At 72.8% G+C, this 12,148-nt stretch carries 15 protein-coding genes and 1 pseudogene; 4 read left to right on the top strand and 12 right to left on the bottom strand.

Going from position 1 to position 12,148, the window contains the following annotated elements; all coding sequences use genetic code 11:
• Positions 1–503, bottom strand: a pseudogene (locus AC6H2I_RS26095) (aminodeoxychorismate/anthranilate synthase component I); the annotation flags it as partial.
• Positions 504–605: 102 nt separating this feature from the next.
• A complete protein-coding gene (locus tag AC6H2I_RS26090; protein WP_497503696.1) occupies positions 606–965 on the bottom strand; it encodes a hypothetical protein in 360 nt (119 codons plus the stop codon).
• Positions 966–1,073: 108 nt separating this feature from the next.
• On the opposite strand from AC6H2I_RS26090, the gene AC6H2I_RS26085 reads away from it, so the two are divergent.
• Positions 1,074–1,268 carry a hypothetical protein gene (locus AC6H2I_RS26085; RefSeq protein ID WP_497503695.1) on the top strand — a complete coding sequence of 65 codons (195 nt, stop codon included), beginning with the start codon at positions 1,074–1,076 and terminating at the stop codon, positions 1,266–1,268.
• Positions 1,269–1,591: 323 nt separating this feature from the next.
• Here the strand turns inward: AC6H2I_RS26085 and AC6H2I_RS26080 are convergent, their stop codons facing one another.
• The 7 genes from AC6H2I_RS26080 to AC6H2I_RS26050 form a co-directional block, all read right to left on the bottom strand.
• Positions 1,592–2,287: a response regulator gene (locus tag AC6H2I_RS26080; RefSeq protein ID WP_497503694.1), complete on the bottom strand. Its 696-nt coding sequence runs from the start codon at positions 2,285–2,287 to the stop codon at positions 1,592–1,594.
• 124 nt (positions 2,288–2,411) lie between these two features.
• The gene (locus tag AC6H2I_RS26075) at positions 2,412–3,038 is read right to left on the bottom strand and encodes a hypothetical protein (protein WP_497503693.1); all 627 of its coding nucleotides are present in this window, start codon (positions 3,036–3,038) and stop codon (positions 2,412–2,414) included.
• Positions 3,039–3,062: 24 nt separating this feature from the next.
• The gene (locus AC6H2I_RS26070; protein ID WP_497503692.1) at positions 3,063–3,881 is read right to left on the bottom strand and encodes an ABC transporter permease; all 819 of its coding nucleotides are present in this window, start codon (positions 3,879–3,881) and stop codon (positions 3,063–3,065) included.
• A complete protein-coding gene (locus tag AC6H2I_RS26065) occupies positions 3,878–4,684 on the bottom strand; it encodes an ATP-binding cassette domain-containing protein (RefSeq protein WP_497503691.1) in 807 nt (268 codons plus the stop codon). Before AC6H2I_RS26065 ends, AC6H2I_RS26070 begins: the two co-directional genes overlap by 4 nt.
• The gene (locus AC6H2I_RS26060) at positions 4,681–5,655 is read right to left on the bottom strand and encodes a PQQ-dependent catabolism-associated beta-propeller protein (protein WP_497503690.1); all 975 of its coding nucleotides are present in this window, start codon (positions 5,653–5,655) and stop codon (positions 4,681–4,683) included. Before AC6H2I_RS26060 ends, AC6H2I_RS26065 begins: the two co-directional genes overlap by 4 nt.
• A 52-nt stretch (positions 5,656–5,707) precedes the next feature.
• Positions 5,708–7,054 carry an ABC transporter substrate-binding protein gene (locus tag AC6H2I_RS26055; protein ID WP_497503689.1) on the bottom strand — a complete coding sequence of 449 codons (1,347 nt, stop codon included), beginning with the start codon at positions 7,052–7,054 and terminating at the stop codon, positions 5,708–5,710.
• A gap of 73 nt (positions 7,055–7,127) precedes the next feature.
• Positions 7,128–8,387, bottom strand: a complete 1,260-nt coding sequence (locus AC6H2I_RS26050) for a methyl-accepting chemotaxis protein (RefSeq protein WP_497503688.1) — start codon at positions 8,385–8,387, stop codon at positions 7,128–7,130.
• 235 nt (positions 8,388–8,622) lie between these two features.
• Between AC6H2I_RS26050 and AC6H2I_RS26045 the strand changes: the two genes are divergently transcribed.
• Genes AC6H2I_RS26045 through AC6H2I_RS26035 form a run of 3 tightly spaced genes read left to right on the top strand, consistent with a single transcriptional unit; the run spans position 8,623 to position 10,078 of the window.
• A complete protein-coding gene (locus AC6H2I_RS26045; RefSeq protein WP_497503687.1) occupies positions 8,623–9,069 on the top strand; it encodes a c-type cytochrome in 447 nt (148 codons plus the stop codon).
• A gap of 29 nt (positions 9,070–9,098) precedes the next feature.
• Complete coding sequence (locus AC6H2I_RS26040; RefSeq protein WP_497503686.1) at positions 9,099–9,554, top strand: cupredoxin domain-containing protein; 456 nt, start codon at positions 9,099–9,101, stop codon at positions 9,552–9,554.
• The gene (locus AC6H2I_RS26035) at positions 9,554–10,078 is read left to right on the top strand and encodes a DUF2380 domain-containing protein (RefSeq protein ID WP_497503685.1); all 525 of its coding nucleotides are present in this window, start codon (positions 9,554–9,556) and stop codon (positions 10,076–10,078) included. Before AC6H2I_RS26040 ends, AC6H2I_RS26035 begins: the two co-directional genes overlap by 1 nt.
• A 22-nt stretch (positions 10,079–10,100) precedes the next feature.
• On the opposite strand, the gene AC6H2I_RS26030 is transcribed toward AC6H2I_RS26035, so the two are convergent.
• Genes AC6H2I_RS26030 through AC6H2I_RS26020 form a run of 3 tightly spaced genes read right to left on the bottom strand, consistent with a single transcriptional unit; the run spans position 10,101 to position 12,087 of the window.
• The gene (locus AC6H2I_RS26030) at positions 10,101–10,724 is read right to left on the bottom strand and encodes a rhodanese-like domain-containing protein (RefSeq protein WP_497503684.1); all 624 of its coding nucleotides are present in this window, start codon (positions 10,722–10,724) and stop codon (positions 10,101–10,103) included.
• 14 nt (positions 10,725–10,738) lie between these two features.
• Entirely contained in the window at positions 10,739–11,629 is an 891-nt protein-coding gene (locus AC6H2I_RS26025; RefSeq protein ID WP_497503683.1) for a substrate-binding domain-containing protein, read from the bottom strand.
• The gene (locus tag AC6H2I_RS26020; protein ID WP_497503682.1) at positions 11,626–12,087 is read right to left on the bottom strand and encodes a c-type cytochrome; all 462 of its coding nucleotides are present in this window, start codon (positions 12,085–12,087) and stop codon (positions 11,626–11,628) included. The genes AC6H2I_RS26025 and AC6H2I_RS26020 overlap by 4 nt, the downstream gene beginning before the upstream one ends.
• Between the last annotated feature and the right edge of the window lie 61 nt (positions 12,088–12,148).

The raw sequence follows: 12,148 nt of genomic DNA, 5'->3' as shown, positions 1-12,148 counted from the left end.
GCCGCCATGCGCCGGGCGCGCGGCACCGCCTGCGGCCGCGCCGCGGCGACCCAGCCGCGGCCGTCGGCGTGGTCGAACACGGCGGCCACGTCGTAGACGCCGAAGGCCATCTCCGGCTCGCCCGCCGGGTTGGGGTGGCGCGATCCCACCCCCTCCAGCCGCCGCCCCGCCTCGTAGCCGTACAGGCCGACGGCACCGCCGGCGAACGGGCCGGCGAACGGGCCGGCGAACGGGCCGGGGGCCGCCGCGGCCGCCCCGGGCGGCGCGTGGCGGGCCAGCGCCTCGGCCAGCCGGTCCAGCGGGTCCCCCGGCACCGCCACCCCGTCGACCACCGCCCGGCCGTCCACCGCCTCCACCGTGGCCACGGGGTCGGCGACGATGACGCTGTAGCGGCCATGGGCGGGGTGGCGCGCGGCGCTGTCCAGCAGCATCGACCAGGGCGTGCCGCTCCAGTGACGGAAGGCGGCGACGGGGTCGCCGCAGGCGACGGGGAACACGGTCACGGGCTCGGCTCCGGCGGGCGTGGTGCCCGGCGGCCCGGCCGCCGCCGCGCCGGCCGGGCCGCGCCCCCTGCCTAGCCGGCCGGGAGGGCCGCCGTCCAACCGTCAGTCCTCCCCGTCCGCCATCGCCGTGTCGCCATCACGGCGGCCACCTCGGCCGCCGCCCTGTCCACCATCACGGCCGCCACCGCTGTTGGCGCCGCTGCCGCCGGCGGGGTGGCGGAAACCGGATTGCATCGCAAGATGCTCCCGCTCCAGGGTGCGGCGGTAGGCGGTCGAGCACACCAGCCGGTACAGCTCGTCGTCGGAGAAGCCGGAGAGCAGCGGGTTGCCGCGCAGCTCGGCCACCAGCGCCTCGGCGGCGGGGCGCAGCGCGTCGGGAAGGGGGCCGCTCGGCACGGGCTGCGCCGGTCCCCCGGCGGCCATCACCAGCGGCCCTGGTGCCGGCAAGCGCAATCCTGGCATCGGGCGGCCTCCTCGTTGCGGGAATGGATGTTGCATTCTCGATTCGTCGGAGCACCATGCCGGAACGGCGTGTTGACCTTCCAACGCTGCAACACCAGGACCCACTCCATGATCGAGCTCGTCTTCGTCGTCTGCATGGTCGCGGCACCCGCCGACTGCCACCCGGAACGCCCGGCCTTCCAGCCGGCCTACGCCTCGTCGCTGAGCTGCATGCTCGATGGGCAACTCCGCGCCGTCGAATGGCAGGGCGCCCATCCCGGCTGGTCGGTGCGCCGCTGGACGTGCGGCCTGCGCCAGATCTGACCCGCCGCCACGCTGGTCCCGTCGCCCTCCCGCGTCGAGGAGCGCGCAAAGACCCGAACACTGTCTTTGTCGTGCGAGGATCTTCGGGCCACGATCCCGTTGGCGGGATCACGCCGGCGGGAAGATCGGCATGATGATAGCGGCGCGCCGGCGGCCGATCCATTCGACTTTGGTCGGGCGGTTGGGCAGCCTCTGCGTGCGCCGGCGGGATGGCCATTGCGGCGATGGGGACGGCTGCCGCGCCAACAGGCAACCGCCCGCCCGCTGGGCAGGGCGGCCGGTCGGAGCGCGCCCGCCGGCGCCCCCGCCAGGAGGGCGCGGTATCAGGAGGCGGCGGCGTCGAGATCGCGCAGGGACAGTTTGCCGGCGTGGATCACCGCCTGGGTCCGGCTCTGCACGTTGAGCTTGCGCAGGATGGCGGACACGTGGGCCTTGACGGTGCTTTCGGTGACGTCGAGCAGATAGGCGATCTGCTTGTTGGACTGGCCCTTGACCAGCATCTCCAGCACCAGGCGCTGCTGGCGCGACAGGCTGGCCACCCGCCCGGCGAAACGCTCCTCCTCCTCGCTGCGGCGGCGGGTGCGCTTGGGCGCCTCGTCGGAGGCCGGGACGAAGACGCCGCCCGCCATCACCGTGCGCAGGGCGTCGGCCATGGCGTCCTTGGTCAGCGATTTCGGGACGAAGCCGACCGCCCCGTAGGTGATGGCCTCGCGCACGTTGTCCGGCTCCTGGCTGCCCGACACCACCACCACCGGCACCGTCGGCACGTCGTTGCGCAGCGTCATCAGGCCGCAGAACCCGTTCATGCCGGGCATGTTGAGGTCGAGCAGGATGAGGTCGAGGTCCTCCGTCCCGGCGGCCGCGGTGGCCTCGTCGAAGTCGCAGGCCTCGATCAGCTCGGCGTTGCCGAACACCACGTCCACCACCTCGCGCAGCGCGTTGCGGAACAGCGGGTGGTCGTCGGCCACCAGCACCCGGGCGATTCCCGTCCGGGGCTGCGGCGTGGCTGCGCTCGTCATCGTCGTCACCGGAAATAGTTTCCAACGCGAACAAAAAGAGTGTCCCGCCGCGCCGTTGGATGCAAGCCCCCCGTTCGGACGATCCGCGCGGGGGTGGGCCGCATCCGGCGGCGACCGGGTCTGGTCAGGGCATCCGTGCCAGCACGGCGCGGGCCAGCACGCCCAGGCGCTGCTCGTCCTGCACCGGCTCCTCGCACAGGTAGCCCTGGGCGCGGCGCCGGCTGTCGAAGACCCGCTGCATCCAGTAGAGCTGCTGGTCCAGCTCGGCCACGGCGGGGCCCTCGCGGTCGCCGCTCTCGGCCACCAGGCGGCCGCGCGCGCCCAGCCGCTCGCTGATCTGGTCGGCCAGGGTGTTGAGGCTCCCGGCGTGCTCGCGGATGGCGGCGATGGCGGTGTCGCGGTGGGCGTTGGTGCGCTCCAGCACGCCGGCGAACAGCCGGGTCAGCCGTTGCTCGCGCTCCGCCGGGTCGGCGATGGACTGGGCGAAGGCGGCGACCGTCGCGTCGACCTCCGGGTCCGGGGCGGCCATCAGCGCCTCCACCAGGCGGGCCACCTCGGCGTCGCCCCGCCACGCCACGCCGTCGAGCGGCGGGCCGTCCCAGAACGCCGAGGCGGACACCGCCGGCACGAAGCGCTGGACGCACGGCCACAGCGGGTCGGTGGCGTCGACCGCGGCGGCGGGGCCGGTGGCGACCGGGACGGCGGCCAGCAGCAGGACGGTTGCGGCAAGGAAGGCGGCGGGCGGCGGCATGGATGGGCTCTCCGTCGGTCGGGGTCAGGCCGTCTGCTTGCGCTGGGTGAAGCCGCGCGCCGGGTCGTAGCCGATGATGGCGGCGCTGAGGAACACCGCGAGCGCGGCGGCGACGACGCCCAGCGCCGTCCCGTTGAGGTCGAGGTAGAGGGCGAAGCGGATCAGCTCCACCGCGTGGGTGAACGGGTTGACGGCGCAGATGTCGGCCAGCAGCGGGCTCGAATCGCGCAGCCGCCACAGCGGGTAGAGGGCGGTCGAGGTGAAGAAGAGCGGGAAGATGACGAAGTTCATCACCCCCGCGAAGTTCTCCAGCTGCTTGATCGCCGAGGACAGCAGCAGCCCCAGCGCGCCCAGCATCAGCCCCGACACCACCAGCGCCGGCAGCGCCGCGAGGTAGCCGAGCGGCTCCAGCTCGATCCCCCAGGCCCAGGCGATGGCCAGGAACACGTACACCTGGACCAGCGACACCGCCACCCCGGCCAGCAGGCGGCACACCAGCAGGTACCAGCGCGGCAGCGGGCTGACCAGCAGGGTGCGCATGCTGCCCATCTCGCGGTCGTAGACCATCGACAGCGAGCTCTGCATGCCGTTGAACAGCTGGATCATCGCCACCAGCCCCGGCACGATGTACACCTCGTACAGCACGTACGTCTCGTACGGCGGGATGATCGACACCCCCAGCACCTGGCGGAAGCCGGCGCCGAAGATGAACAGCCACAGCAGCGGCCGCACCAGGGCCGACAGGAAGCGTTCGCGCTGGTGCACGAAGCGCAGCACCTCGCGGGTGAGGATGCCGTTGAAGCAGCGCAGGGCGTGGACCGCGGTGGGATGGCGTCCGCTCATGGGGCGCCCCCGCCGGCCAGGGCCATGAAGGCGTCGCGCCGGTCGCCACCGTGCCCCTCCAGGGCGTCGGCGACGGTGCCGTCGAAGCGCAGGCGCCCCTGGTGCAGCACCACCAGCCGGTCGCCCGGCTCCGCCTCGTCGGTCAGGTGGGTGGCCCACAGCACGGCCAGCCGCTCGGTGGCGCACAGCGCGCGCACATGGGCCTCGATGTCCTGGCGGCTGCGCACGTCGAGGCCGACGGTCGGCTCGTCCAGCAGCAGCAGGTCGGGGCGGTGCAGCAGCGCCCGGGCGATCTCGACCCGGCGCCGCTGGCCGCCGCTCAGGGAGCGCACCCGGTCGCCGGCGCGGTCGGCCAGGCCGTTGCGCTCCAGCTCCTCGGCGCTGCGGCGGCGCGCCTCGGCGCGGGCCAGGCCGTGGAGCGCGGCGTGGTAGTCCAGGTTCTGGCGCACCGTCAGATCGAGGTCGAGGGTCGATTGCTGGAACACCACGCCCAGGCGCGCCAGGGTGGCCCCGGGCTGGCGCTCCAGCTCGTGGCCGAGGATGCGGATGCTGCCGTGGCGGGTCGAGTAGAGGCGGGTGAGCAGCGAGAACAGGGTCGTCTTGCCGGCCCCGTTGAGGCCGAACAGCACCGCGAAGCGCCCGGCCTCCAGGGTGAAGGACACGTCGTCCAGCGCCTTGCGCGCGCCGAAGGCGTAGGAGACGTGCGCCACCGCCAGCGCCGGTTCCCCGGCGGCGGCGGCGGTGGCGGCGGTCCGCCCCTCCGCCGCCTGGCGCAGGGGTCCGGGCAGGGCGGCCGCGTTCATGGCCGCACCACCACCCCCCACGGCATGCGGCCGACCGGCACGGACTTGATGGCGCGCAGCCGGTCGACCTCGATCACCGTGACGTCGTTGCTGACGCCGTTGGTGGTGAACAGGCGCTGCCCGTCGGGCGCCAGCGCCACGTTCCACACCCGCTGCCCCACCAGCACGTATTTCGTCACCTCGTAGGTGGCGGTGTCGACCACGGCGATGCGGTTGGCCGGGCCCAGCGCCACGAAGGCGTACTTGCCGTCGGCCGACATCTCGATCCCGACGGGCTGGATCGCCTCCGGCTTGATGCCCTGGATTTCGAAGGTGACGGTGTGGACGATGGCGCGGGTCTCGGCGTCGATGACCGAGACGTCGCCGCCGATCTCCGCCGACACCCAGGCGTGGCGGCCGTCGGTGGAGAAGCGGGCGACGCGCGGGCGCGAGCCGACCACCACGTTGTCGACGATCTCGTAGGTCTTGGTGTCGATGAAATGGGCCATGTTGGTGGTTTCCGAGGTGTTCACCAGCAAGGTGCCCGCGGGGTTGATGCCCATCCCTTCGGGCTCCACGCCGACCGGGATCTCGGCCAGCGCCTTGCCCTCCGCGACGTCCACCACGGTGACCATGTTGTCGTTCTCGTTGGCGATGTAGAGATAGCGCCCGTCGGGGTGCAGCGCGAACAGCTCGGGGTCCGGCCCCGACGGCAGGGTGCGCACCACCGTGTTCGTCTCCAGGTCCAGCACCTCGATGTGGTTGTCGTCGCTGGTGCAGATGTAGAGGAAGTTGGTGTCCTTGGAGAGCGTGATGCCGCGCGGCCGCTGCCCGACGGGAATGGTCGCCGTCACCTCCAGGGTGTCGCCGTCGATCACGCTGATCGTGTTGTCCTTCTCGTTCGAGGTGTAGATCGTGTAGGCGCCGGCGGCCGGCGCCATCATCAAGGACGCGGCGACGGCGGCCCCCGCGACGGTCACTGTGCGGATCATCTCTTCCCCCCTGGCCTTCGGCCAATTGTGGTGTGGCGTGCCCCGGTCCCGGTCAGCCCGGTCGTGGGCCGAGGCGGCACGCGCTTTCCGGCTCGTCGTAGCCCAGCGTGTCGAGCTCGCTGCGCTGGTGCAGGAAGCCCGGCTGCGGCGACACCGACACCAGCAGCCGCGGCCCGGCCAGCAGCACCGGCTGCCGGTACTGGCCGTTCCACGGCCGCACCGTCAGCCCCAGCCCCTTGAAGGCGGCGAGGGTGAAATCGGGGCCGCGGACATAGGCGGCGATGGCGGCGGGGTCGGCGGAGCGGGTGCGGGTCGCCGCCTCGCCGACGCTGCGCACCGCCACCCAGGCGGCGTAGTCGCGCTCGCCCATGGTCCGGCCGGCCAGCTTTTCGAAGCGGCTCTGGAACTGGGTGGCGCCCCACTGCTCGTGCACCCGGGCCCACGGCGTCGGCACCAGCCCGTGGGTGCCCGCCACGGGGCGCGGCCGGTAGGTGCGGTAGGCCAGGTACTCGCCGAACGCCTCGCCCTCGTCGGCCACCACCATGACGTCGTACTCCGGCCCCTGGGTGAAGGCGGGGATCTCCGTCTGCTCGGTGGTGTGGCCGCTGTCGGAGCGCCGCGACCCCGCGGCGAACTCCCAGGTCTTCTCGTCGACGATCTTGGCGCCGAACCGCTTGGCGGCGCGCCGCAGGGCGGCGGCGTAGAGCGCGTCGTCGGCGCCGCGGCCCTGCACCAGGTACCAGGTCGACCAGCGCTTGAAGGCGAGGTACTGGGCCAGGGCGTCGGCCAGCATCGCGCGGCTGGGGATGGTGTGCAGCACGTTGGCCCGGCAGTCGGCGTTGCGCAGCCGGTCGTCGGTGGCGCGGGCGTTGAATACCAGCGCGTCGGCCAGCTCCGGCAGGTCGGCGACGGCCAGCAGGCGGTCGGCGCTGAGGTCGGCGACGAAGAACCGGTGCCCCTCCCGGGCCAGCCCGCGCACGGTGTCGGCGGCGCCGGCCCCCTCGGGCAGCACCACCTCGACCAGCGTGAAGTCCTGGCCCATGAAGCGGCCGGTGGTGCGGTTGTCGGCGATGGCCAGCCGCGCCCCCTGGACCGCCGGATCCTCGACCACCGGGTCGAGCAGCGACAGCGGGATCGCCGGCTCCTCCGCCTCGCGCAGCAGGACGACGGGAATGCGCGCCGGCTCCTTTTTGGCGGGGCCGGCTTTGGCGGGTGCGGCGTTGGCGGGGCCCGCCCCGTCCGCGGCGGCGGCCGGGGCCGTGGTGGCGGCGACGCCCGGTCCGGCGGAGGCCGCGACGGACAGGGCGGCGAGGGCGCCGGCCAGAACGGCCGCCCGCGCCCGGCGGGCGGCGCGGTGTCGGATTCGGTCGGCGAGACGGGAGGTCGTCGAATGATCCATGCGACGCATCTTCCGGTGTTCGGCCTTTTCGTTCAATCGCCTGCCGTTTGAACTTTAGTCCAAGGGTGGCGCCTCACCGCCCGGCGGCGAGGGACCCCAGGAAGCTGGCGACCTGCCCGTCCAGGCGCGCGATCTGGTCGGACAGGGCCGAGGCCTCGCCCAGCACCCGCTGCGCCGCGGCGCCGGTGCCCCGGGTGGCGCGCAGCATGGCCGCGACGTCGCCGCCCATGGTGCCGGCGACGCCCCGCGCCGCCTCGATGTTGCCGACCATGGCCCCGGTGATCCGCGCCTGGTTCTCCACCGCGCCGCCGATCGAGCCGACCAGCTGGTCGATGCGGTCGATGGTCTGGACGATGGACTGGGTGACCCGCACCGTGTCGGAGGTGACGGACTGGATGCTGGCGATCTGGGTGGAGATGTCCTCGGTGGCCTTGGCGGTCTGGGTGGCGAGCGTCTTCACCTCGTTGGCGACCACCGCGAAGCCCTTGCCCGCCTCGCCGGCGCGCGCCGCCTCGATGGTGGCGTTCAGCGCCAGCAGGTTGGTCTGGGCGGCGATGCTCTGGATCAGGTTCACCACCTCGCCGATGCGCTGGGCGGCGTCGGCCAGCCCCTGCACGGTTTCCCGCGAGGCCCGCGCCTCGCTCACCGCCGCCCCGGCGATGGAGGCGGATTCGCCGGCCAGCGTGCCGATCTCGCCGGTCAGGTTGCCCAGGGAGTGGGCGGCGTCGGCGGCGGCGCGCACCTCGCCGTCGATGGCGGCGGCCCCGGTGGAGACGGTGTCGGCCAGGCGCGCCGTCGTCCCCGCCGTCTCGTCCATCTCCACGGCCACGCCGCGGAGCTGCGACGCCCCGCCGGCCAGACCGCCGACCATCGTCTTGATGGTCGCCTCGAAGGTCTCGGCGGTGCGCACCCGCTCGGTCACCGGCTGCCAGGTGAGCATGGCGCCGCAATAGGATTTCCCGTTGTCGAACACCGCGGCGACCCGCAGGTCGATGCATTCGTCGCCGATGGCGAGGCGCGCCGTGAAGGGCAGCCGGTCCGGCGCCGGCAGGGCGCGGCGCAGGGCGTCGCCGACGGCCGGGAACAGGTCGGCGGCGTGGCGCCCGGTGACCGTCTCGGCGGTGGCCGGGAAGGCGGCGCCGATGCGCTCCATCAGGGCGCGGCTGGCGGCGTTGACGTAGGTGACGGAGAAGCCCTGGGCCGTGTCGCACCACATCAGCGGGATCGGCACGACGTCCACCATCATCATCGCCGATTCGAACCAGGTCGTCAGCTCGGTGTGCCGGTTTTCCAGCTCCGCCAAGCGGCGTGCCAACGTAAACGGGTTGTTCATCACCCTATCCTCCCTACGCCATCACCCCTCGCAGGACATCACGATAGGACGAATTTGTTAGGCAATGGTGTGTTGTGTGACGGTCTCTCCTTCGACTTTCGTCCAGCGTCGCCGATGCTGCGCTGCGGCACGGTTTGATTTGCTCATTGGACGAAAGTCGGATTGGCAAAGCGGCGCGGCGATGCGGTAATTCGCTCACCAAACGAATTCCGGGAAAAGACCATTGAGGGGAGCGATGATCCTGCGAACCGTGCCGACCGCCGTCATCGGACTGGCCGCCTTCCTGTGGGGGGCGCCGGCCTTCGCCGCCGCCTGCGCGCTCACCGGCGACGCCGAGGCGGGAGCCAAGGTGATCACCTCCTGCAAGGGGTGCCACGCGGTCGAGGCGGACGCCAAGCCGCGCGCCACCGGCCCGAACCTGCACGACGTGTTCGAGCGCAAGGCCGGCAGCGACTCCGGCTACACCCGCTATTCCAAGGCGATGCAGGCGGCCTCCGACGGCGGCCTGGTGTGGGGCGAGGACGACCTCGCCGCCTACGTCGCCGATCCCAAGGCCTACCTTGCGGACAAGAACGGCAAGACCCTGCCCCATGGCATGTTCTTCCAGCTGAAGGACGCCGCCAAGGCCAAGCAGGTCGCCGCCTTCCTCAAGGCCATCAAGGGCAACGCAGACTGCCCGTGACCACCAAACCCGCGACAGGAGAGCCGACCATGCTGTGGAAGCCCTTGATCCTCGCCGCCGCGCTCGCCGCCGGCCTGTCCATGCCGGCCGTGGCCGACGACGACGACGATGACGACAAGCCCGGCTTCACGCCGAGCCTGCGGTCCGAGCAACTGCCCGACCTGGTGCTGGGCAGCGCCAGCGAGGACTTCGTGATCTCGCAGAAGGCCTACGAGCTGAAGCGCGGCCAGCCCTACCGCCTGAAGGTCACCGCCGCCGGGTTCAAGGAGTACATGTTCCGCGCGCCGGAACTGTTCCGCGATTCCTGGGTGCGCCAGATCGTCATCGACGACCTGGAGGTCCACACCTCGTCGTTCTACGGGGTCGAGTTCGACCGCCAGGGCACCATCGAGATCTTCTTCACACCCCAGCAGACGGGCTTCTACGAGTGGTACGTGCCGGGCTTCGAGAAGCGCGGCATGACCGGCACCTTCCAGGTGAAGTGATGGCGCGGCGGCTCGCCGCGGCGGCGGCGGCGGCGGTGCTCCTCGCCGCCGCGCCGGCCGCCCGGGCGGCGCAGGAGCCCTCCCTGGTCGTCTTCGAGGTGGAGGTGGAGGGCGACCTCTCCGAGGCCGCGCGGCGCCCGGAGTGGGCCGGGCGCGCCGCGACGCTGACGGCGCACCTCAAGGACGTCCTCGACGACGAGGGTCTCTACCGGGTCGTCGACACCGCCCCGGCCGCCGACCTGCTGGCCGACCTGGGCATGCGGCGCGAGGCGCACGCCTGCGCCCCCTGCCTGGTCGAGGTGGCGCAGCGCCTCGACGCCGACCGCACGCTGGCGGCCTGGGTGTTCCGGGTCAGCAATCTGGTCCTGGTGCTGAATCTGGAGCTGCGCGACGGCCGCACCGGCGAGATGCTGGCCCGCAAGGTGCTGGACTTCCGCGGCGACAACGACCGCTCCTGGCTGCGCGCCGCCGACTATTTCGTGCGCTGGCTGCGCGAGGAGAAGAGCGCCGCGGCGCGGCCGTGAACGCCCCCCGGTCAGCGGAACGTCAGCGGAACTCCTCGGGACGCACCGCCGGGGTGGCCGGCGCCGTCGGGTGACCGGCCCCGGTCCAGCCCTCGGTTCCCTCGGGGTACCAGCGGACGTCGGCGAATCCCCACGCCGCCAGGCGCCGGGCCGCGTTCCACGAGAGCCAGCAATCGGCCAGGCAATAGGCGACGAGGGTGCGCCCGGCGTGCGCCGCCAGAACGGCGCGGAACCGCGCCTCCCGCGCGGCCGACAGGGTGGGCAGGCCGAGATCGGGAAGCCACAGGCTGCCGGGAATGTCATGCCGCTCCGGCGGCAGCCACAGGCTGCCGGGGCGCAGGGTCGGCGGGCGCGGCGGCGTCGGCAGCACGTCCACCGCCAGCGCGCCGGCATCGAGCAGGTCCCGCACCGCCTCGGTGTCGACGGTGCGCGCCCCGGCGGGCGGGCGGGTGCCGGTCGGGCTGCGGAAGTCCCGGGCCCGGTAGCCGTCGCCGGTGAACAGCGCGCTGTCGAACGGCGGGGGGGCCGGCTCGGCGGCGGGCTGTCCGGGCGCCGCGTCCACGGCCGATGCCGATGCCAACGCGAGGGCGATCGCGAGCGCCCCGCGCAGGAGGAGAAGGTGGCGCCCGGGGGCGGTCGTCCGCATCGCCCGCGCCCGCCCTACTGGGCCGCCTGGCCGATCTGCGCGCGGTCACCGAGCAGCGGCACCCCGTACTCCGTCAACAGCGCCTCGATGCGCGGCCGCAGCGTCTCCAGCGCGGCGTTGAGGGTGTGCTTCCACGTCAGCTGGCCGTAGCGGACGCCCAGCGACACCCGGTAGTCCAGGCGCACGTCGCCGCCCTCCCCGGTCAGCGGCACCACCGTCATCGGGGCGTCCTGGCGGGCGGCGAAATAGCCGCCGATCGGCCCCCACAGCACGGCGGCGTCGAGCGTGCCGGCGGCGAGGTCGGTGATCATGGTGCGCCCCGGCTTGTCGTAGCGGGTGTCGACCAGCAGATGGTAGGGCCGCACCTCCTGCAGGCGGCCGAGCGCCGCCAGCCGGCTGGCCGGCGGCGTGCCGGCGATCACCCCGATCCGCTTGCCGGCGAGCTGCGGGTCCCCCAGGGTGCGGGCGTCCAGGCCGGAATCGGCGCGGTACACCATCACGTAGACAGAGCGGTAATAGGGGTTGGTGTTCAGCACCATCTCCGACGTGGTGGTGATCCCCATCACCACGTCGCAGCGCAGGGCCGACAGGGTGTTGCGCACGAAGCCGATGGTTTGCGGGTACCAGTGATAGGTCACCGGGATGCCCAGCTCGGCCCCGACCATCTCCGCCAGCTTGTTCTCGAACCCCTGGCCGGCGGCGTTGGAGAACGGCAGGTTGTCGGGGTCGGCGCACACCCGCAGCGACTCGTGGCCCCGCACCTCCGGCGTCGCCGTCTGCGCCGCGGCCGGGCGTGCCGCCGACAGCGCGACGGCCAGCACCATGGGCAACGCCAGGAGCAGCGCCGTTCCGGCCGGCGCCAGCCGGCGCCGCGGGACGACCCGGGGGCGGCGCCGGGCGGTCATTTCTGGGCCATCCGTTCCGGGCGGCCGCGGCCGATGGCGCCGTCGGACCGGGCCTTGAGGTAGCCGTAGATGTCCTGGATGTGGTCCATCACGTTGGGGTCGTGGGCGAACGCCGGCATGACGCTCTCGCTGCTCGCCGAGACGTTCTGGCGGCCCCCCGCGACGATGCCGATGAACTCCTCGAACGACAGCCGCTTCAGCGACTCCGTGAGATTCGGGGCGAAGCTGCCGCCCAGGCCGTCGGGGCCGTGGCAGGTGTGGCAGATGCTGTGGTAGCGGCGGAATCCGTTGTACGTGCCCTTGTCGACCTTGCCGTCGACGACGGTGTACGGCTTGTCCCCCTCCACGGTCTTGGCCTCGGCCTCGCCCTGGGCCAGGGCCGCGGCCGGAACGGCCAGGGCCGCAGCACAGAACAGGGCCGCCGCGGCGACGACCGGGATGCACGGGGTGCGCTTCATGGACATGCTTCCTCGTGGATTCGCGAAGACGCTCGTGAATGGCGGAGTCGGGAAAGCGCCC

Source organism: Azospirillum sp. NS33, assembly GCF_059703765.1.
The sequence above is the reverse complement of the archived record's forward strand: the minus strand, read 5'-3'. Positions and strand labels throughout refer to the sequence as shown.